Below are 21,376 nucleotides of genomic sequence, written 5' to 3'. Positions count from 1 at the left end.
TAACTACTACCATATTTTATGTTTATTAATTTTTTAATAAATAAAATTTCTTTCATTATTTATTATCTTTTATATTTTTTTGTTTTTTTTAATTTCTATGAATTATCATGAAATATTCACTTAAGCGTATTTTATAGAGGGAGGATATCAATTGAAAGAATTAATAAAAAAAGAAAATATAAAGGTTAATGTAGACGTATCTAATTGGGAAGATGCGATTAGAGTATCTGGAGACTTATTGGTTAAGAGTAAGAGTATAAGTAAAAAATATGTTGAAAATATGATTGATTCTGTTAAAAAATTAGGTCCATATATAGTTATTGCACCAGGAATAGCAATAGCCCATTCAAAACCCGATAATAAAATAGTATATAAGTCTGATATAAGCCTTATAACATTAAAAAAACCTGTAGAATTTGGAAATAAAAAAAATGATCCTGTTAAGCTCGTATTTTCTTTTGCGTCGAAGGAAAGTGAAGGGCATTTACAAAACCTATCAAAAATAGCAGATCTTTTAGAAAAAGAAGGTTTTGTAGAAGAAATATCTGAATCTTCTGATGAGAATGAAATATATAATTTATTAAATAAAATTTAAGGAGGAATAATTTATGTCAAGAATTAAAGTTATGGCAGTTTGTGGATTTGGAGTTGGATCTTCAATGATTTTAAAGATGAAAATAGATGAAGTTGCAAAAAGTAATGGAATAGATGCGGAGGTTTTTACTTCTGATGTTGGTAGTGCATCTTCTACAACATGTGATTTAGTTTTTACATCTGAAGAACTTGGAGAAAGTTTAAAAGAAAAGATGAATGTACCAGTTATAATAATAAACAATTTTTTAAATAAAAAAGAAGTTGAAGAAAAGGGATTAGAAATAATGAAGGAACTTTCTAAATAAAAATAGGGGAGGAAGAAGATTATGGCTGTTATAAATTTTATAATTAATCAAATTTTTAGAGAACCTGCTATATTTTTAGGGATTATATCTTTTGTAGGTTTGCTAATTCAAAAAAAATCATTTTCAGATCTAGTTAAAGGTACTATGAAAACGATAATAGGTGTGGTAATATTAACTCAAGGAACAACTATACTTGTAAATTCAATTTCACCTTTATCAGAAGCTTTTAATGTATTGTATAAAATAGATGGTGCGGCAACTATGAATCCTATGGGAACAGATAAATTTTTATCAACATATGGTTCTCAAATAGGATTGGCAATGGTATTAGCATTTGCAATCAATTTAATCGTTGCAAGATTTACAAAGTTAAAGAATGTTTTTTTAACAGGACATATGCTTTTTTGGTTTCCATTTGTTTTCACCGCTGTTGGCGTTGAATCAGGATTAAAAGGTGCTGGATTAACTGCTTTTTCAACTATTTTGACGGCGATATATATAATAGTTACTCCAGCTTTGATCAAACCATTTGTAAAGAATGTTACTGGTGATGATTCATTTACATTGGGTCATCCAACAGTGGGATTATCATTGATTTCAGGATATCTTGGAAAATTATTTGGAGATAAGAGTAAATCTACAGAAGATATAAAATTTCCAAAACAATTGGATTTCTTAAAAGAGATCACAATAACTTCTTCTATAGTAATGTTTTTTGTTTATATAGTTGTAGGATTAATGATAGGGGCAGATAGAGCCAGTGTATTTGGTGCTGAAAAAAGTCTTGTTATATTTGCTATTATGCAAGGAGTATTATTTGGTGCTGGATTAACGGTTCTCTTAATGGGTGTAAGAATGATGCTTTCAGAAATAATACCGGCATTTAAGGGAATATCTGATAAGGTTATACCTAATGCTGTACCAGCATTAGACTGTCCAATAATATTTCCATACGCTCCAAATGCTGTAATAATAGGTTTCGTTGTATCAATGATAACATCTATAATAACTCTTGTTATAGTTGGAAAAGCAGGTTTATTTAATTATGCTGTTTTACCGCTTACAATAACTTGTTTCTTTGAAATAGGTACAGCTGCAGTAATAGGTAATGGTACTGGTGGTAAAAGAGGAGCTATAATTGGTTCAGCTGTTGCTGGAATAATTATGATATTCTTAGTAGGTTTCTCTGTTCCTATATTAAAAAATACAATATCTGAATGGATATTAATCTTTGGAGGTAATGATTTCTCCATATGGGCATTAATTTCTAGTGGAATAGGTAAGATTTTTGGTATGTAATATTGTAGGAGGTTTTTTAATGAATGATTATATTTCTTTATATATGAATCATATACGCGAAATAATAGATAAAGTTGAAAACACACAAAAAGATACTATAAAAGAAGTATCAAAATTATTTAGTAAAACAATAATGAATGGAAATACTCTATATGTTTTCGGTGCTTCTCATGCAGGAATAATAGCAGAAGAATTGTTCTACAGAACTGGCGGTCTTGCTTTAATAAATCCTATATTCAATTCTTCAATAATGTTAAATACAAGACCTGTTACTTTAACTTCTAAAATGGAGAGACTTGAAGGATATGGAACAGAAATACTTAGAAGTTCTAATATAAAAGCGGGAGACACAATATTAATTCACTCCGTTTCTGGAAGAAATCCAACTGCTATAGAAATGGCTATAGAAGCTAAAAAAATAGGAGCCAATGTAATTGCACTCACAAATATAGAATATTCTTCTAAAGTAAATTCAAGACATTCTTGTGGTAAAAATCTTTATGAATTAGCCGATATAGTTATAGATAATTGTGGAGATTTTGAAGATTCAAGCATGAAAGTTGAAGGTTTGGAACAAAAAGTAGGCCCTACATCTACTGTTATAGGAGCTTTAATAGTTAATTCAATAGTTTTGGAAACTGTCAATGATCTTATAAAAAATGATGTTGAACCACCTGTTCTTCACAGTGCAAATGTTGATGGTGGAGATGAATTTAATAAAAGAATATTTGAAAAATATGGAAATAAAATACATTATTTATAAAATTTATCTATAAAACAAAAAACTGTCCTTCTAATTAAACTCTTAGTAGGACAGTTTTATTTTTAGGGTGATATTATGATTATAAAAAAAAGAGTTTATGATATTATAGAATTTTTGTTTGATAAAGAAGAGTATACTACTATAAAAGAAATATCTGAACATTTCAAAATAAGTATGAGAACTGTTAGATATGATATAGAAAAGGCTGAAGAATTAGCAAAAAAATATGATTTTAAAATATATTCAAAACCTGGTAGTGGAATAAAAATAATCTCTGAAAATGATACAAAAGAAAAATTTTTAAATAGAAAAGAAGAAAAAGAAGAAGATACACTTTATTTTTCAAAAGAAGATAGAAAACAAATAATTCTTTTCAAACTTTTTCAAAGTTCTGAACCTATAAATATTTCAGATTTAGAAGAGGAATTATTGATAAGTTCTTTTACAATAAAAAAAGATCTTAAAGAAATAGAAAAATGGTTGAATAAAAGAAATTTAAAATTAATAAGAAGAAGAAATTTTGGCATTAAAATAAAAGGAAAAGAAGTAGATATTAGACATGGTATAACATCATTGCTCGACGAAACGAGTAGTGAAGGAGATTTATTATCTTTTTTAAATAAAATTCAAAGTAAAAAATTTGATGAAAATAATTTTTTTAATGAATTTGATAAATTAATTGGAAATATTGATATGTTTAAAATAGAAAAAAATATAAAAAAGATGCAAAAAGATTTGAATTTTAAAATGGTTGATTCAGATTATGCAGCACTTATGATACATATAGCTCTCGCAATAATGAGAATAAAAGAAGGTAAAGATATAATAATAGATGAAAATCAATTAAAAAATCTTATAAAAGAAAAAGAATTTAATATTGCCCGAATACTTGCAAAAAATTTAGAATATGATTTTAATATAAATATTCCAGAATCTGAGATAGGGTTTATAACTTTTCATCTTTTGGGATCAAAAAAAAGAGAAATAAAGAAAACATATATATCAGATTATGATAACACAAGAATTATGGCAGAACAAATGTGTAAAATAATAGATGATTATTTTAAAATAGATCTAATAAATGATCAAGAGCTAATAAATGGCCTTTCACTTCATCTCGATGCGGCAATAAATAGAGTTAAGTACAACTTACCATTGAATAATCCATTGCTTGATGAAATAAAAACCAAATATGAAGAAATTTATAAAGCATCTGAAATTGCTTCGAAAGTCATATTTACCAATTTTGAAAATGAAATAGCGGATGATGAAATTGGATATATTGCACTTCATTTTGGTGCTGCTATAGAAAGAAATTATACATATAATTTCGATAAATTAAAAGTGTTGCTCGTTTGTTCAAGCGGTATAGGAACAACAAATATTCTTAAAAGCAGAATAAAAAATATATTTGGTGAAGATATAGAAGTATTAGATACTATTTCATATGTTGATATACCGAACTATTTTTTAAAAGATGTAGACATAGATTTAATAATAACAACTATTTCAATAGAAGAAGAGAACATAAAAATTCTAAAAGTAAATCCTCTTCTACCTGAAAAAGAAATAATAGAGATAAAAAACATATTAAATAAAAGAAAAAGAGTTTTAAAGAACAAAAATGATTTTAATAAAATAGATTCAAAAAAAATAATCAATATAATAAAAAAATATTTTAATATCGATAAAGACTTAGAAAAAAATATAAAAAAAGATATAGACAATGAAATAAATAAAAAGAAAATATTAAAAAATGAAAAAAATTTGAATTTTGGCCTTGAGCATTATATAAGTTTAGATACGATAAAAATAACTAATAAAATACTTTCTTGGGAACAATCAATAAAATATGCCGGTGAAATACTTTTAAAAAATGATAAAATAAATAAAGAATATATACAAAAATCTATAGATATAATAAAAGAAAAAGGACCATACTCAGTCATATCACCAGGTATAGCTTTGATTCATGCATCTCCACAAGATGGAGTATTAGAAACGGGGTTTTCTTTTTTAATTTCAAGGCAAGGTGTAAAATTTAATTCTAAATATGATCCTGTATATTTTTTAATAATGCTTGCAGCAAAGGATAAAATAAGTCATTTAGAAGCACTTGGCGATTTAATAAAAAGTATGAATGATGATGATTTTATCAAAAAACTTTTAAATTCAAAAAATAAAAATGATGTTTATAATTATATCATGAGACATAAAAATGATTTACTTTGATAACATAAATAAATATAAATTAATCATCACTTAAATCAAATTTGTTAAAATTTATATGTACAAAATATAGTATAAAGGATGATGAAAAAAATGAATTTAATTGCAGATTTACACATGCATACATTAGCCTCAGGTCATGCATACAATACTTTGATGGAAATGGTAAAAAAGTCGGCTGAAAAAAAATTACAAGTAATAGCAATTACAGATCATGGACCACAAATGCCTGGTGCATCGCATGAATACTATTTTGGAAACTTATTAATATTGCCAGATTATATATATGATGTTAGAGTTTTAAAAGGATGTGAAGCAAATATTTTAAATGATGGAAGTTTAGATTTGCCAGAATATAGACTTGAAAATCTTGAATTTGTAGCGGCGGGTATACATCCAGAAGCTGAATTTGATTTAACTGAAAAGAAAGATATAACAAAATCTATGTTGGCTACGATAAACAAAAGTTATGTTAAAATGATTACACATCCAGATAATCCAAAGTTTCCAGTAGATTTTGACGAAATTTCTCATGCGGCATATGAAAATAATGTGATTCTTGAATTAAATGCAGGATCTTTTGATAAATTTAAAATTGGTAGAAGAGGTGTTGAAGAAGTAACTTTGAAATATCTTCAAGCCATAAAAAAATACAATGTAAAAATTTCTATAAACTCTGATGCACATTATATAGATGAAATAGGTAGAACATCGGGATTAGAGAAACTTGTTCAAAAAGTTGGTATAAAAGAAGAAAATATATTAAATAATAATAAAGAAAGACTTTTAAAATATTTAAATTTAAAATAAAGAGTTTCCAATTAATTTGGAAACTCTTTTTATAAAATATAAAAAATATATATCGCATATAAGGATATGAATATAAAACCTTCAACTTTAGAAATTTTTTTATCATTTATTGAGAATATAAATAAAATAAAAGTTATACCAATTGAGATTATTGTATCTGATATCAAGTTAAAATTTACTGATGAAATTGAAGAAGCAATTCCAAGAACAAACAATATATTGAAGATATTACTACCCAGTATATTTCCAACAGCTATATCATTCTGACCTTTTAGAGCTGCAACTATAGAAGTTACCAGTTCTGGAAGAGATGTTCCTATAGAAACTATTGTCAAACCTATAATTTTTTCAGATATTCCAATATTTTTTGCTATGATAACCGCATTATCTACTGTAAATTTACTTCCAAATATTATACATACTAAACCTATAATAGTAAAAATTAGACTTTTGATGATACTATATTGTTTTATTTCTTCTTGATTATTATCTTCTTTTGATATTTCAAATAAATAATTTATGAATATGATCATGAATAATAAAAGAATTAAACCATCAGTTCTTGATATTATTCCATCTATACCCATTAAAAGCATTACTAAAGATATTAAAAACAAAAATGGAATTTCTTTTTTTATAGTATTTTGTTTTATATTTAATGGTTTTATAAAAGCTGTTATTCCAAGTATTAATAGAATGTTTAAGATATTACTGCCAAGAACATTAGAAGCAGCTATATCACTGTTCCCCTGAATTGCTGCTATAGTACTAACAAAAGCTTCAGGAGCACTTGTACCAATAGCTGCAATTGTAAGTCCTATTATTATAGGCGGTATTTTAAATGAATAAGCTAATGAAGAAGAACCATCTACAAATTTATTGGCACCAAAAACTAAAAGTATAAAACCAAAGATTAGCAATATAAAAGGTATCAATTTATCCCTCCATTAATAAAAAAGTATTTAAATTTATTATACAGTAATTTCATTAATTAAATACCATTTAATATTAAATTATGATAAAAAAATAAGCCAAAAGGCTTATTTTTTTATATTTTTCTTATCATCTCTTCAAATATATGTCTCATATCTTCTTTATCTATTCTATCAAAAGCTTCTGCATATGATTCAATTCTTTTTCTGGTTTTTTTTAACATGAGATACACCTCCCTCTTAGATGTGTCTTATGAATTCCCAAACAATTTCTCTATTAATATCAAGTCTATCCAATACTCTGATGTTTTTTCTTTTTTCTTTCATATCAATTCCTCCCTCTGTTTTTAACTTTCATAAGTATTATATCAATATTTTTAAATAAAGTCAAGCTAAAATTTAAAATAATTTATTTTATTTTTAATATTCTTTATTTTTTTTAATTTTTATTTTAAAAAAATTAAAAAATAGAATACAAAACTAAATAATTTTAATATTATTATAAATAATGAAGTTATCTTTTTGTCAAGCTTGAAAATAATTTAAAAATGTAAATATTATGAAACATTTGAAGTTAACTCCATAATAAAAGATAGTATTTCATCAGAAAATGAAATACTATCTTTTATTTTTTAATAGCTCTAAAGCTGTTAATAATCCAGTATAAGAATAATTTAAAAAATATATATTATATTTTTCAGGATTATATTTAAAATTTTTGAGGTTCTCATTGTATATTTTCAATTCTTCGAATTTAGCATTAAAAATTTTTTTATATTCTTCCCAAAGTTCTATATCACTTTTTAAGGGAATTTCTTCTATTAATCTTTTTATATTATTATCTTTAATCAAACCATATTTTTCTTCATACAATGATTTTATAAAAGGACTTCTAAATTCATTACTTAATTTTTGTTTTATTGTAGAAAAATTGTATATAAAATCTTTTATATAGTTTTCTGAATGGTCTAAATTTATATTATTATATAATTTTTTTATACAGTCTTCGATTTCTTCCTTTTTTGCATTTTTATCCATTAATTTTAAATGTATTAGTTTTCTTTTTGCATCATTTAAGTCCTGTTCTGATAATTCATCTTTTATAAATTTAATTTTTGTATTTTTTAATTTTTTAGTATTGTTTAAAGAATTTTCTATATCAATTTTTTGAATTTTTTTGAATTTTATTAATATTATTATATAGAAAATTATATCATTTATTGTCCAATCATAAGGTTTGTTTTTTAATGTTTCAAATAAATCAAATAAGGTATTTTCATTAAATAATCTCAAAGTTTTATATTCTATGGTATTTGTATTTATACATTCATTTTTAAAATATTCAGGATAATTCTTTATTATTGTTTGATTTTCATGATTTTTTATATATATTATATCTTTTTTCTTTTTTTGAGTATCAAGACTTTTTGAATAGGCTGTTTTATATACTAAATTATTTATAAAATTTAGAATTTCTTGTTCGAAATCTTTTTTTATAAAAAAACTTTTTTCTTTATAATAATATATTTCAGATGATTCAAAAAGTTTTTTAAGATTTTTTTCGATTTTATTTTCATAGTATTCTTTTATTTTTGATATATAATTAATTTCTTTTTCAATATTTGATTTTTCTTCAAAAATCAAAATTTTGGTGAGTTTGTTCAAATCTTTTTCAATATTTTTTTCTTTTTTTAGAATTATAAAGATTTCATCATCTGTTTCTAGAATTTCTTTATAATTTAATTGTTTTTTATCATTTAAAATAGTTATCATTATATTCTTTTTTTTGTTTAAAGCTGTTGGAGAATTGTTTATGATTAATTTCTTTTTTTTACCATTTTTTGAAGTATAATATAAATTTGAAAATATTTTTTCATAACTTTTTAAAAGAGTTTTCTCCTTTTTTTTCATTAATAAATATTCATCATTTATTTTATTTATTTTTTTATTTATTTTTAGTTCATAGTCATCAAATAAAATAATTTCTTTTTCTTTTAATATAATTAATTCTTCAGATTCAATTTTTTTTAGTTTTTTCATTATATCAATTTTATGATCTATTAGTTTTTTTGTTATATTATTTATAGTTAATTTAGTTAGGGTATCTATATTTAATTTATTATTGTATAGAATTAGAGTTTTCAATATATTTTTTTCTAATTCATCATCTCTATTCAAAATTTTTTTATATTTATCTGTATCTTTTATACTTTCAAAAAAATCGTATATACATATTTGCCTCGTTAAAATATCATTTTCAAATCTTTTTAAAGTTTCATAAATTATATTGATGAGACTTCTATTAGAAATATTTTGAATTATATTTGGAAGTATTTTTAAAATTTCGGGTTTTAAAGGATGAATTTGTTCAAAAAAATTTAAGTTTATTTCATCTTTTAAGATTTCTAAATCTGAATTAATTATTATATTTGAATTGTATTTTTCATATAATCCTTTCATAGATATATTTTTCTTGAGAAGTCTTTTTATTATTACTTGTTCAATATCTTCATCTTTTATATGTATTATATTTTTAATTCTATCTGCAATACTTTTAATTTTTTCTATTTTATAAGGGTTTGATTGAGATATAAATATAATATATTTATCTTTTGATATTTCAAATTGATGTATGATTCCTTGTATTTCTAAAGAATTTAAATTAGATGATTTTATAAACTGTTCTATTTCATCTATTATTAATAAGAGTTTATTGTCTTTTATTAAAGAGTTTATAAAAGTATCTAAATTTCTTGTATTATCGGAAACATCATCAAATTTATTTTTTATATTTAAAGTATGAAGTAATTCATTTATTATTATTTGACTTAAATTTAATTTTGAATTTGCGTATAAAGAAAGATCTATTTTTACAACTATAAAGTTTTTATTTGATTTATCTATTAGACTTTTTAGCTTTTTAGATTTTATATTATTTTTGTATTCTACATTTAAACCAAATTCTAATATATAAGAAATTATTTTTGCAAAATGAGTTTTTCCAGAACCATAATTTCCATATATCCAATTTCCCACAATATTTGAATTCAATCCTTCAAAAATTTTTATCATTGAATTTTCAATATTTTCAGTAAAGATATAAGATTTTAAATTTTCTGTATCATATTCTTCTGAAAGTTTTATTATAGTTTCAATTTTATTATTAAAATTATAAGTTAATATGTCCTTTATTTTTTGCATCGTATCTCTCCTAATTTTATTTTTTCAGATATATTATACTATTTCAGGGCATATTTTGATATGTTTTTAATATTTATATGGAAAAAACCCGGAAAATTCCGGGTTTTATATTTTTAAAAAGTATTTTTCAATATAATCCCATCTTTGTTCATTATTCATTTCTGTTTCAAAGAATTCTGTCATTATATTTTTTTGTTTTTCAATGTTTTCTTTTAATTCTTTAGCTTTGGTAATTTTAAGTTCTTCTGGGAGTTCATCCATTTTTTCATATATTATTATACCATTTTGTTCGCCTTCGGTTTGTATTTCAGCCTGATGTAACATTTCAAGTATACTGGCAATTATTACAGATGGAGATGAATTTACATTTTGAATATCTATTATCATATCTCTTTCAAGTGTATTTTCTGAATAAGAATTTTCAAATATTTTTAATATATTCTCTCTTATATGAGGAGCTATATTTTTATTATATCTTAAATTGAGAAAATTATTTTTATTAAAGTATGCAAAAGGCATTTCATTTTCTTTATTATCTATAAAAAATGAAGAGAATATTCTGGTTATTTTTGAAGTTATTTCGGTTTTTGATTCATTTATCCATTCTAATTTATCATAATTTTCTCTTATATATTTTTTTAGATGATTTTCTACTGTTTGTTGTTTAACTTGACCACTTAATAGATTATCTTCTCTATCTTCTAATAAGAAAGCATTAAAAAAATCTATAACTTTTTCTAAGGTTTCTTTTGATTTTTCATAATCAAAAATTTTTAGTTTATAATATATTTTAGGTGAAACATTTTTACCAAAAAAATCTTCATTATTTCCCCAAAAAAAGTTATAAATGAACTTTTGATAAGATATATCCGGATAATTATTTTTTAGGAATTCCTTTACATCAAGTTCGTAAAAATTTTGTAAAATTTTCTTTTCATTTCCCATATAGTTAAAATCATTTTTAAAAGTTTCATTTGGTATATGCTTTATTTCTTTTACTTTTTTTTCTACAATATCTGCATCATATTTTAAAATTCCAAAATATAATTTTTGATTTCCTTCAAATATTTTTTTTAAGATTTTTTTGTTGAAATTTCTTTCTAATTGCCTTTCTACAATAAAAAGGGCTGAACGACTTTTTTGTATGGATGATGAACTTGATTCACCATTAAAAAGATGAGATATATCTCCAGAAGAAATTCTGAATTGTTTGTTTTCTGTTTCTTCTGCTCTTTTTTTTATAGCTTTATATGTATGTTCTAATTGCCATTTTGCTGGAATTGCTGATTTTTCAAGTTTATTAGAATCTTTTATTGATTTTTCATTGTAAAAAACAGTTGCTTTTGATTTATCACCATCTCTACCACTTCTACCTATTTCTTGAATATAATCTATTAATGAGTTTGGTAGTTTGAAATGTATTACTTCTCTAACATCAGGTACATCTACACCCATTCCAAAAGCTTTTGTTGCTATTACAACTGTAAGATTTCCAGATTTGAATCTTTCTTGAATATTCTTCCTTTCATTGGATGAAGTATCGCCTGTTAAATATCCAACTTTTTGTAGCTCATATTGAATCTTTCTTTTAAATTGATATACATGACTTTTGAATGGACAATAAACTATTGTTTTTATTTTATTTTTTATATTATCTTTTATTCTTAGTATTATTTTTTCATAAAGATACTCAGTGAAAGATCCTTTTATATCATCTATTTTTATTATGTTAAAATCTATATTATCTCTTCTATAATTTGTTATTATAATTTCTGGATTTCTTAAATTTAAATATTCTTTAATTTCATTTACAGTATCCAATTCGCCTTTATATATAGCAGTTGCAGTTAAAGCAAGTTTAACATATCTATGATTTGAAAGTTCTTGTAAATCTTCTAGATAATCTCCTAAATAACCATAATCTGCTCTAAATGTATTTCCCCAAGAATTTACGACATGAGCTTCATCTATTACGAATAGTCCTATTTGTCTGTTTTTAAATATTTCATTTACTGGATTATTAGCTAAAAATTCTGGTGATACATAAACTATAGAAGTTTTTCCAGATTGAATATTTTCATATATTATCTTTCTTTCTTCATAAGTTGTATCTGAATTTATTTTTTCCACAATATCCCCAAATTCTTTATTTGATTTTAATGTTTTTATCTGATCATTCATAAGTGTTTTTAAAGGGTCTATTATAATAGTCATTAAATTCATATCATGAAGAATTCTTCCAAGCATTTGATATATTAAAGATTTACCACCACCAGTTGAAGCTACGAACATCATATCTCTTGGAGTTTCTTCTGAATATAAAAGTTCATTTAAAACAAATTTAATTATATATTCCTGAGATATTTCTTCTTTTTTCAAATTTTCAGAGTATATTTCAAAACTTCTAAAATCTTCAAAATTAAAGTATTTTATCAACTTTTCTTTTAAATTCATATTTTCTATATTATTATTAAATTTCAAAGTTTTACCTCCCATTTTATATATTAATAGTTATTGTATTTATTTTTTGAATATTTTTTTCTATTCCATCATCGAAATTTATATTATCTATTTTTATCTTTTCAATATTCTTTTTAAATTCATTATATTGAGATATCAATTCTTCTTCTTTTTTTGTAATAGAAACTTTATTTTTTAATTTTTCAATAGATTCATTTATATATATTTTATTTATCATAGAAAGAGTATTTTTTTCAAAAGAAAAATAATATAAAAATATTGTTATATCTAGATTTTTATTTCCTATGGGAATTATTAAAGGTCTTTTTTTGTATAATTTTTTATGAAAAACCATAAAATCTGTTTTTAAGTAATTCACCAAGTTTTTTTCAAAAATATCTATGAATAAATCATTATTTAAAGATGTTTTTGATATTATATATTTTTCAATGGAGTCGATATCTTTTGTGTTTTTTTCAATACTACAAAAACCAAAATTTAAACTTTTTAAATATTTTATTATTAATTTATTTATTTCAAGAGATAATAAATTTTTTATTTCAAAAGATTTTTTTGATAATTTTTTTTGATTTTTGCAAATGATATTGTACACATTTATCGGATTTGTTTTACTTTTTATTGCACTATATTTTATAGAATTTATATAATCAGATCTAAATTTTTTTTCATAATTTTTAATTATAATGTCTTTTGAAAAATTTTTATTTTCATATTTTATATTTTTATGGATCAAATCTTCTAATTTTTCTAAATCATCTTCATGTATTTTAAATTCATTCAAATATTTTTTATTTATATAATTTTTAAATTTTGGTAGTTTAAAATTATCTATTACAGGATATTTAATGTATGAGAACCCTTCTGATGAATATATGTTTTGTAAATCTTTTTCATCAAGATTATACGATTCGAATATTATTTCATCTATTAAAGATTCACTTAAAGCCATATAAGAATCGAGAATATTTTTTTTATTTATAAAGGTTGAAAGTTCTTCATAGACATTATTTTTAAGGTTTAAATCATATTTATCATCATAATGAGATTCTATTGGAATATGTTCTGTATTTTGTTTCATTATTAATATATTTATTTTTGATAATAAAATTAATTTTTCTCTGATTTCAGTATTTTTTAATAATTGGGGACTTATTGGTAGATTTTTTAAGTCTCCAACTTCCAAATCAACACTTCCTGCTATGAATTTGTACAAATAAGAGGATAATTTTGAATTTAACAAAGCTAAGAATACGAATATATCTTCTTCATTTTTAAAAAACAAACTACTTCCTTTACAATCAAATATGTTGCCTTTCGGAAGATATCTAAATGTAGAGCCTTTAGATGTTGTCATTGAATATGTAATACCTTCTTTGAAATAGTATTTTTCATTTGGAAGATGATTACCATTTAATTTTAATTCCCTATAACTGTTCTCATCATAAGATATTAGCCACCAAAGATTTCCATACCATTTTTTATGAGGGCCACCTTTTACGTAATTTACCCATTTATCATTTAAATTTGCAATTTCCCAATTATATCTCAAGAATTTTTTATTGTTTCCAGTTGCTACTCCTTGTCTTATATCACATATATTTTTTAGAGGTTTGAATTTAAAAATATTTCTGAATTTGTTACTTATCCAGTATACAAAAGATAATGTTGGTATTTGTTTAAAATCACTTTGGCTTATCATATAACTATATAAATCTTCTTTTTTTAAGGCATCTTTTTTATTTTGAACATCTGTTAACTTTATAAATTTTGATTGTGAATTATCATTTTTTGATTTTTTTAATATATACATGGCAGTATCGACAAGGGCATAATCAAATACGCCACCTAAACCAAAATGTACAAATTTATCTATATGAGTATTTTTTATTATAAGATCTCTCGTATCTTTGTAAGAACTTATAAACATAAATGTTTGAGGAGTTATCATTCCAATATATCCATTGTTTTTTACCATTTCGATGTTTTTTGCTATATAGCAACTATATAAATTTTTCTTGAATTTAGCATAGTTATTTTTTATTAAATATTTTAATTCATCTGAATATTCTGATGAATCCGTATAAGGTGGATTCGAAAGTATAATATCATATTTTTGATTCAATATACTAAGACTTTTTCCCGTGTATAAAGAACCCAATAGTTTTAGTTTTTTATTCTTTATTTTATTTGGAGAGAGTATGTTTGGAGTTATATCTTCTGTATATCCGTCTTCAAAAGTTTTTATTTTTATAATTAAATTAGCTATTTGTACCGCTCTTTCATCAATATCAAAACCATAGAGGTTTTTTTCTACTATATTTTTTATAGTTTCATTTAAAGAATAGCCGTTTTCTAAGTATATTTCTTTCAGATATTCATAAGTTCTTATTAGAAAATGACCACTTCCACATGTTGGATCGTAAATTTTAATATTTTCTAAACTCATATTTTTATTTTCTTGTATATATTTTAATAAAGTATTTTCTATTAAATAGTTTATTATCCACTTTGGTGTATAAAATTGAGAATTTAAAGATATATAATTTAAATCATTTTTGTTTAGAGTATTTTCACGTATTTCATCATTATAAAATTGATAGGCCCAACCAAGGAAATCATCTTCATTCCAACAAGTTATTGTTTCAAGTATATCTAAAATTTTTATTATGGCATATCCACTGGGTAAAATTTCAATGTATTCATTAATACTATCTATATCTTTAAAAATAAAATTACATTCTTTTATGGCATCTTTATAAGCTTGTAAGACTATATCTTCAAATTTTTGATCATCTTCTTTTCTTATCAAATTATAATAATTTGAATCTTTTTTTAAGTATTCTTCTGCAAGTATAAATTTTTCTTGTAGTATTTTTATACAGAGTATAATATTTGTGTGAGTAAATGTATATTCATTGATATAATTTTCTCTTCTTTTTATTTTCTCATCATATATCGAAAGAGTTTGTTCTATGTCATTTTTTAATATATTTTTTATTTGGTTTATTTGTTTATTTATTTTTAAACTCATCATTTCCTCCGATACTAAAAATCCGGCATATTATACTGCCGGATTTATTTTTTTATAGAAAATTTATCTATGATTTCATTTATAGGAGTTATTTCATAAGGATATAAAGGATCTTCAACTTTACCAACAGCATATACTGTAAAATCTATTCTATCTTGATATACATTAACTTCTACAAAATTTAGTTTCTTCAATTCATGCATTACATGCCAATCAAGAGGTTTTGCATTATGCTTTTGATTTAATTTTGCTCCACCGCCTCCAGAGGTTATATACATTATATTATCTTTATAATGTCTTTCATAAGCATGTAAATGACCATTGAATACAGCATCAACACCATATTTTATGAACAATGGCTCCCAATATTTTCTATTATAATGGCCTTCGGGTAAATTTTCTTCCATAGGTCCATATTCTGTTCCGGTAGTCCAGAAAGGATGATGATATGCAACAAATATAAAATCTTTATTTTTATTTGTTTTTAAATCATTTTCAAGCCAAGATAATTGCTCTTTAAATTTAGGATTTGTTTCTACTACATTTGAATCCAATATTATAAAATGTGAGTTACCATAATCAAATGAATACCATTGATTTTTATAATCACCGCCACCTTCGGGATGTGAAAAAGCTTTATAATATAAAAGATCGTTATATTCATGATTTCCCAAAGCTGTATAATAAGGTATCTTTGATATTAAAGGATTGGCTGCTTTAAAAAAACCTTGCCACATCTTTTCATCATGACCTTTTTCAACATTATCCCCTGGCTTTACTATAAACTCTGGATTTATTCCAGAATTTACTATGCTATTGACAACATATTCATGTCTTTTATCAAATATTTGTGTGTCTCCATATACTATAAAAGTATAGTTTGAGATAATTGATGGTTTAGTTTTAAAAGTTTTTATAGCTGAAAAAATTTCATTTTTTGTAAAAGTATCTTTTATATTCACTATATAGTTATATTCTTGATTTGGCTCTAAATCTTTAACTTCTACATGATTTATTAGATTAGGCGTATTTATTTCATATGTTTTTATTTTTTTATTATTTGAATAGATATTTAATTGTGATTTTGCAGGAAATTCAGTTTTAAAGTTTATAGTTATTCCATCTTTTGTTTGATTAGTTAAATAAGGTTGATACAAAAATCTATTTTCTGATAAATTTAAATCTATTTCAAAAAATTTTTTTAAAGCTACTTTATCAGATTTTAATTCTCCGATTTCAACTTGTGTAAAATATTCGTTTTTATCGGTATAAAAATTTATAATCCCATTTTCATCAGTGAATCCAAAAGAAATTAAAGTCCCTATTTCGTTTTCTCTCAAATAAACAGGCAAGAGTCCAGCTTTTTTACCTGTGTTTAAACTTATCTTGCCCTTATAAGTGTCATAAGTAATTTTATTTTTTTCATAATAAAATTTTTGAATATCAGCAATATTTTTTTCTACTCTTATAAATCTTGTGAAAGTAAATTCTTCCATAGGATTTATTTTTTTATATGCTGGAGATGAAAATAATCTATTATTGTTTATAACAAGTTTTTTAATATCTCCAGTTGTTTCTGGAAAATATCCAATTGCATAAACACCATTTTGCATCATAAAAATTAAGTCATCGTTTATTCTCGAAGATGTATAGTATGGCATCTCTTTTTGATAATCTATAGTTTCCGTAAATTTTAAAAGTTGTGACTTATTAGATATATTTTTTATTTTTGTTTTAATCCATAAATCGCTATCTGTCATGTAGTATACAGTTTCTGTATAATAAGTTGAATTTTTTGATATTACTTTTATACCTTCTTTTACATTTTCGATCTTATTTATTTCAAGATCATTTTTTGAGATAAAGTAATTATGATTATTGAATAGATCTTTTTCTGATGCATTGGCTCTGAAGTTTTTTATGAAACCAGGTTGTTCAGAGTCTATTCCACCTATTACAACTGTAAACTTCTCATTTTGTAAAAAATAATTTCCAGTATTTAATAACTCACCCTTAGTGGTTATAGAAAAAGATATAACAGAAATTACTAAAATGACTGCCATTAAAAGTATTTTCTTCATTTATAACCCCCCATATAATTTATTTTTATTTCCAATATATTATACTATATATATATTTATATAACATTAATTTCTATTGCTTATTTTAAAATAATTTTATAAGATTTTTCATCTATACTTTTAATTTTTGAATTTGGATAAAAATATATTGAGGCTAAATATATATGACTTATAACTATACCTAAGTCTATATAATTTATATTTCTTATATTATTTTTATTAAATTTGATATTGATTTCATCTGGAGTATAGACTTCAAAGTACCAAGGCTGTTTGTTTACTGCTGAAGGGGCCCATCTTCCAGCTTCGATTATTTTCATTATCTGTGGAGTTTGAATGGATTTTATTTTTGCTATTTCATTTATGCTTTTTCTTTTTTGAGATTTTAAAAAGAAATTCAAGATTTTTGGGTTTTTATTCTCAGATTTTCCAAAAAACAATGTTGCTGGAGAATTTTCTTCTTTTTTTGTAGCATTCCATAAAGTGTCATATCCATATTTTGTAAGACTTAAAATTATTATTTCACCATAAAATCCGTAAGATACATAATCTTCCAAATTGCATTTTGAAAAAATTTTACCAGTTGAAAAATTACTGTTAGAATAATTCCAATTTAAACTTTTAAACGGAGTTATATTTGGAATACCTTCTAATATTTTTTCAATATTTATTGTATCATCTTTTTTAAGGGGTTTTTGCAAATATTTTCTGGTTGATTTTCTTTTTTCTATCAAATCGAATATTTCATTTTCAAACATAATTATCACCTTTTTTAGAAATTTTAAGAATTTTATTATATTATAATTATATTTCACAATATAAAAAGAATATTAAAGATATTTAAAGATTGTTTTGGATTAATAATATGATATCATAATTATGAAGTGAATTTTTTAATTTAAAAATTAATTATACGACAACGATTTCATTTTATACAAAATTAAGGAGGAGATAAAATGAACGTTTTTATAATAACTGGTGCATCAAGAGGGTTAGGCGAATCAATAGTAAAAAATCTCATGAAAAATGAAAATGAAATAATATGTATATCTCGAACAGTTAATAAAGATATAATAGAATTGGCACATGAAAAAAATGTGCGTGTTGAATATATAGATTTTGATTTAAATGATATTTATAGAATAGAAGAGTTATTTGAAGAGATATTTGAAAAAATAGAAATATCTAAAACAGAAAATTTGTATTTAATAAACAATGCAGGAGTTATAGTTCCTATAAAACCTATGGGAAAGATAGAAAATGAAGAGATTATAGATAATGTTAAAGTCAATATGATAGCACCTATTTTGATGACAAATGTATTTTTGAAAAAAACAAAAGAAATATATATAAATAAAGTTGTTTTAAACATATCTTCTGGAGCAGCTGTAAAACCAGTTTATGGTTGGGGTGCATATTGTTCCTCCAAATCTGGATTGAATATGTTTTCTCAAGTTTCAGCTTTAGAACAGGAAAAAATAGGAACGAATACAAAAATAATTTCATTTGCACCTGGAGTTGTAGATACTTCTATGCAACATAAAATAAGAAATTCTAGAGAAAAAGATTTTATAGATGTAAAAAAGTTTATAGATTTGAAAAATAATGGTATACTTTTAACACCAGGAATGGTAGCTTCAAAAATAGTAGAACTTTTAATAGAAGATGAACTTGAAAATGGGGGAGTATATCATATAAATGATTTTCTTCAATGAAGCCATTAATAAATGGCTTTTTCTTATTTAAAAGCAGGAGGTTATAAAATGATAGGACTTATATGTGAATCTGCTACAGATACTCCATTTGAAGTGCTTGAAAAGGACTATGTTAGATGGGTATCTCTTAGAGTGATCTTAGGAGAAAAAGAGTATAGAGATGTTTTGGAGATAAGTCAATTAGAAGTTCTTAAATTTATGGAAACAGACATTCCGAAAACATCTTTACCGAATTATAAAGATACTTATGATGCCTTTGAAGATCTCATAAAAAAGGGGTATGAAGAAATTTTTGCTGTTACAATATCTTCTGGAATAAGTGGAACATATAATTTATTTGAAAATATTGCATTAGAAATGAGAAAAAAGTATTCTGTTAAAATAAAGATCATAGATTCAAAAAATATTTCTATAGGAGCGGGAGTAATAGTTTATAGGATTTCTGAATTAATAGATATGGGAAAAGACTTTGAATATATACAAAATGAGATGGAGAAAATTGTAGGAGAAAAAACTAATGTATTTTTTCTCGTTCCAACATTAAAGTATTTGAAAGCAAATGGGAGAATAGGGAAAGTTTCGGCTTCTATAGGAACATTTTTAAACATAAAACCAATAATATCTGTTAATAAAGAAGGTATGTATTTTGATGTAGCAAAATCAAGGGGAATGAAAAGATCTGTTGAAAAACTTTTAGAAGTTTTTCAAAAATGGGTTGGAAATAAAAAAATAAATGCTGTTGGAATATATAAATCAGGAAATTCGGATCAGACGAATGAATATGTTCAACAAGTAATAGATGAAATAAATAAAATGAATCCAAATAAAGTATTTGTTGGAGATATATCTTCTGTTGCATTGGTACATACTGGAGATGGGCTTGTTGGTATAGCGGCAATATTGTATTAAAATTTTAAAAATTAACCAATTGTTTTATTTATTTATATATATATGAATTCTATTTTTAACTATTTTATGTTTTATTTGTTATTTCTTACAAAAGTTGTATAAGTCCGATTAAAGCTTGATTTTAATGATTAAATATGATAAAATTTCAATATAAAGTTTTTATATACATTTCCTAGGGGGTGTTTTAATGAATAAGAAAGAACTTATTTCCGCATTGGCTGAAAAAATTGGAGTATCAAAAAAAGACGCTGGAACATATTTAGATTCATTTGTAGAGATTGTATCTGAATCTTTAGAAAATGGAGAAGAAGTTAAATTAGTTGGTTTTGGAACTTTCTCTGTATCTGAAAGAAAAGCAAGAAAGGGAGTTAATCCTCAAACAAAAAAACCAATAGAAATTCCAGCAAGAAAAGTACCTAAGTTTAGACCAGGTAATGAATTAAAAGAAAGAGTAAAGTAATATATAAAGGTAAGGAGGAGAAAACCTCCTTATTTTTTTATATAAATTTGACAATATATATATGAATTTTTAATCATTTTTATGTAGACTTATATGATACGATTCGTAAACTAGGAGGGATAAAATGAAAGAAGTAGACAAAATAGATTTTTTTACATTAAATGATGAAGAAGGAAATGAACACCATTTCATGTATATAGATACTATTGAAGTTGATGGTAAAAATTATTGGATATGTGATGAAGCTTTTCCAGATGAAAATGGTGAAGAAATAGTTATAGGTGATTCTGTAGTATTTAGAATACAATCAGATGGTGAAGATACAGTTCTTGAATCTATAGAAGATGAAGAAGAATATGAAAAAGTATGTAATATTTGGGAGAAACAAATTGAAGAAATAGACTTTGAAGAGGGAGATTTTGATCTTCTCGAAGTTGAAGAAAAAGAGGAAGAATAAATTATTTGAAGGCATTACATTATGTAATGCCTTTTTTATTTGTAAATATATATAAGAAGATTATGAAGATTATGATACAATTAATTTTAGAACTATATTATAATATGAT

General features: G+C 23.6%; 16 protein-coding genes. 10 read left to right on the top strand and 6 right to left on the bottom strand.

Annotated elements, in window-relative coordinates:
- Positions 1-151: 151 nt before the first annotated feature.
- The 6 genes from C7380_RS11070 to C7380_RS11045 all read left to right on the top strand — a co-directional run bounded on the left by C7380_RS11070 (position 152) and on the right by C7380_RS11045 (position 6,000).
- Positions 152-595, top strand: a complete 444-nt coding sequence (locus tag C7380_RS11070; RefSeq protein WP_158274889.1) for a PTS sugar transporter subunit IIA — start codon at positions 152-154, stop codon at positions 593-595.
- 13 nt (positions 596-608) lie between these two features.
- Positions 609-899: a PTS sugar transporter subunit IIB gene (locus C7380_RS11065; protein WP_109605901.1), complete on the top strand. Its 291-nt coding sequence runs from the start codon at positions 609-611 to the stop codon at positions 897-899.
- Between the two features lie 21 nt (positions 900-920).
- On the top strand, positions 921-2,198 hold the full coding sequence (ulaA, locus tag C7380_RS11060; protein ID WP_206050591.1) for a PTS ascorbate transporter subunit IIC: 1,278 nt from the start codon (positions 921-923) through the stop codon (positions 2,196-2,198).
- A 19-nt stretch (positions 2,199-2,217) separates the two neighbouring features.
- Positions 2,218-2,961 carry a sugar isomerase domain-containing protein gene (locus C7380_RS11055; protein ID WP_109605897.1) on the top strand — a complete coding sequence of 248 codons (744 nt, stop codon included), beginning with the start codon at positions 2,218-2,220 and terminating at the stop codon, positions 2,959-2,961.
- A 75-nt stretch (positions 2,962-3,036) separates the two neighbouring features.
- The gene (locus C7380_RS11050) at positions 3,037-5,193 is read left to right on the top strand and encodes a BglG family transcription antiterminator (RefSeq protein WP_109605895.1); all 2,157 of its coding nucleotides are present in this window, start codon (positions 3,037-3,039) and stop codon (positions 5,191-5,193) included.
- A 90-nt stretch (positions 5,194-5,283) separates the two neighbouring features.
- Positions 5,284-6,000, top strand: coding sequence for a phosphatase (locus C7380_RS11045; protein WP_158274888.1), 717 nt, complete (start codon positions 5,284-5,286; stop codon positions 5,998-6,000).
- Between the two features lie 29 nt (positions 6,001-6,029).
- Here the strand turns inward: C7380_RS11045 and C7380_RS11040 are convergent, their stop codons facing one another.
- The 6 genes from C7380_RS11040 to C7380_RS11015 all read right to left on the bottom strand — a co-directional run bounded on the left by C7380_RS11040 (position 6,030) and on the right by C7380_RS11015 (position 18,484).
- Positions 6,030-6,935 carry a calcium/sodium antiporter gene (locus tag C7380_RS11040; RefSeq protein ID WP_206050590.1) on the bottom strand — a complete coding sequence of 302 codons (906 nt, stop codon included), beginning with the start codon at positions 6,933-6,935 and terminating at the stop codon, positions 6,030-6,032.
- A gap of 615 nt (positions 6,936-7,550) precedes the next feature.
- Positions 7,551-10,133: a DUF6079 family protein gene (locus tag C7380_RS11035; RefSeq protein ID WP_109605891.1), complete on the bottom strand. Its 2,583-nt coding sequence runs from the start codon at positions 10,131-10,133 to the stop codon at positions 7,551-7,553.
- A gap of 105 nt (positions 10,134-10,238) precedes the next feature.
- Positions 10,239-12,614 carry a RecQ family ATP-dependent DNA helicase gene (locus C7380_RS11030; protein WP_158274887.1) on the bottom strand — a complete coding sequence of 792 codons (2,376 nt, stop codon included), beginning with the start codon at positions 12,612-12,614 and terminating at the stop codon, positions 10,239-10,241.
- Positions 12,615-12,630: 16 nt separating this feature from the next.
- The gene (locus C7380_RS11025; protein ID WP_158274886.1) at positions 12,631-15,645 is read right to left on the bottom strand and encodes an Eco57I restriction-modification methylase domain-containing protein; all 3,015 of its coding nucleotides are present in this window, start codon (positions 15,643-15,645) and stop codon (positions 12,631-12,633) included.
- A 44-nt stretch (positions 15,646-15,689) separates the two neighbouring features.
- Positions 15,690-17,726 (bottom strand): purple acid phosphatase family protein, encoded by a 2,037-nt coding sequence (locus C7380_RS11020; protein ID WP_109605885.1) that lies wholly within the window; start codon positions 17,724-17,726, stop codon positions 15,690-15,692.
- A gap of 80 nt (positions 17,727-17,806) precedes the next feature.
- Positions 17,807-18,484 (bottom strand): nitroreductase family protein, encoded by a 678-nt coding sequence (locus C7380_RS11015; RefSeq protein WP_109605883.1) that lies wholly within the window; start codon positions 18,482-18,484, stop codon positions 17,807-17,809.
- 198 nt (positions 18,485-18,682) lie between these two features.
- Here C7380_RS11015 and C7380_RS11010 point away from each other — a divergent pair, with 198 nt between their 5' ends.
- The 4 genes from C7380_RS11010 (at position 18,683) to C7380_RS10995 (ending at position 21,267) form a co-directional block, all read left to right on the top strand.
- Positions 18,683-19,441, top strand: coding sequence for a (S)-benzoin forming benzil reductase (locus tag C7380_RS11010; protein WP_109605881.1), 759 nt, complete (start codon positions 18,683-18,685; stop codon positions 19,439-19,441).
- A gap of 48 nt (positions 19,442-19,489) precedes the next feature.
- Positions 19,490-20,350, top strand: a complete 861-nt coding sequence (locus tag C7380_RS11005) for a DegV family protein (RefSeq protein WP_158274885.1) — start codon at positions 19,490-19,492, stop codon at positions 20,348-20,350.
- A gap of 187 nt (positions 20,351-20,537) precedes the next feature.
- Entirely contained in the window at positions 20,538-20,810 is a 273-nt protein-coding gene (locus C7380_RS11000) for an HU family DNA-binding protein (RefSeq protein WP_109605878.1), read from the top strand.
- Positions 20,811-20,934: 124 nt separating this feature from the next.
- Entirely contained in the window at positions 20,935-21,267 is a 333-nt protein-coding gene (locus C7380_RS10995) for a DUF1292 domain-containing protein (protein ID WP_109605876.1), read from the top strand.
- The last annotated feature ends 109 nt before the right edge of the window (positions 21,268-21,376 follow it).

It is taken from the genome of Oceanotoga teriensis, from assembly GCF_003148465.1.
In the GTDB taxonomy this organism is placed as follows: Bacteria; Thermotogota; Thermotogae; order Petrotogales; family Petrotogaceae; genus Oceanotoga; species Oceanotoga teriensis.
This window is presented reverse-complemented; position numbering and strand designations above follow the sequence as displayed.

Excerpts from the sequence above, each read along its gene's own strand:
- C7380_RS11065 (WP_109605901.1), top strand. The coding sequence starts at position 609 with ATGTCAAGAATTAAAGTTATGGCAGTTTGTGGATTTGGAGTTGGATCT.
- ulaA (WP_206050591.1), top strand. The coding sequence starts at position 921 with ATGGCTGTTATAAATTTTATAATTAATCAAATTTTTAGAGAACCTGCT.
- C7380_RS11055 (WP_109605897.1), top strand. The coding sequence starts at position 2,218 with ATGAATGATTATATTTCTTTATATATGAATCATATACGCGAAATAATA.
- C7380_RS11050 (WP_109605895.1), top strand. The coding sequence starts at position 3,037 with ATGATTATAAAAAAAAGAGTTTATGATATTATAGAATTTTTGTTTGAT.
- C7380_RS11045 (WP_158274888.1), top strand. The coding sequence starts at position 5,284 with ATGAATTTAATTGCAGATTTACACATGCATACATTAGCCTCAGGTCAT.
- C7380_RS11035 (WP_109605891.1), bottom strand. The coding sequence starts at position 10,133 with ATGCAAAAAATAAAGGACATATTAACTTATAATTTTAATAATAAAATT.
- C7380_RS11025 (WP_158274886.1), bottom strand. The coding sequence starts at position 15,645 with ATGAGTTTAAAAATAAATAAACAAATAAACCAAATAAAAAATATATTA.
- C7380_RS11020 (WP_109605885.1), bottom strand. The coding sequence starts at position 17,726 with ATGAAGAAAATACTTTTAATGGCAGTCATTTTAGTAATTTCTGTTATA.
- C7380_RS11015 (WP_109605883.1), bottom strand. The coding sequence starts at position 18,484 with ATGTTTGAAAATGAAATATTCGATTTGATAGAAAAAAGAAAATCAACC.
- C7380_RS11010 (WP_109605881.1), top strand. The coding sequence starts at position 18,683 with ATGAACGTTTTTATAATAACTGGTGCATCAAGAGGGTTAGGCGAATCA.
- C7380_RS11005 (WP_158274885.1), top strand. The coding sequence starts at position 19,490 with ATGATAGGACTTATATGTGAATCTGCTACAGATACTCCATTTGAAGTG.
- C7380_RS11000 (WP_109605878.1), top strand. The coding sequence starts at position 20,538 with ATGAATAAGAAAGAACTTATTTCCGCATTGGCTGAAAAAATTGGAGTA.
- C7380_RS10995 (WP_109605876.1), top strand. The coding sequence starts at position 20,935 with ATGAAAGAAGTAGACAAAATAGATTTTTTTACATTAAATGATGAAGAA.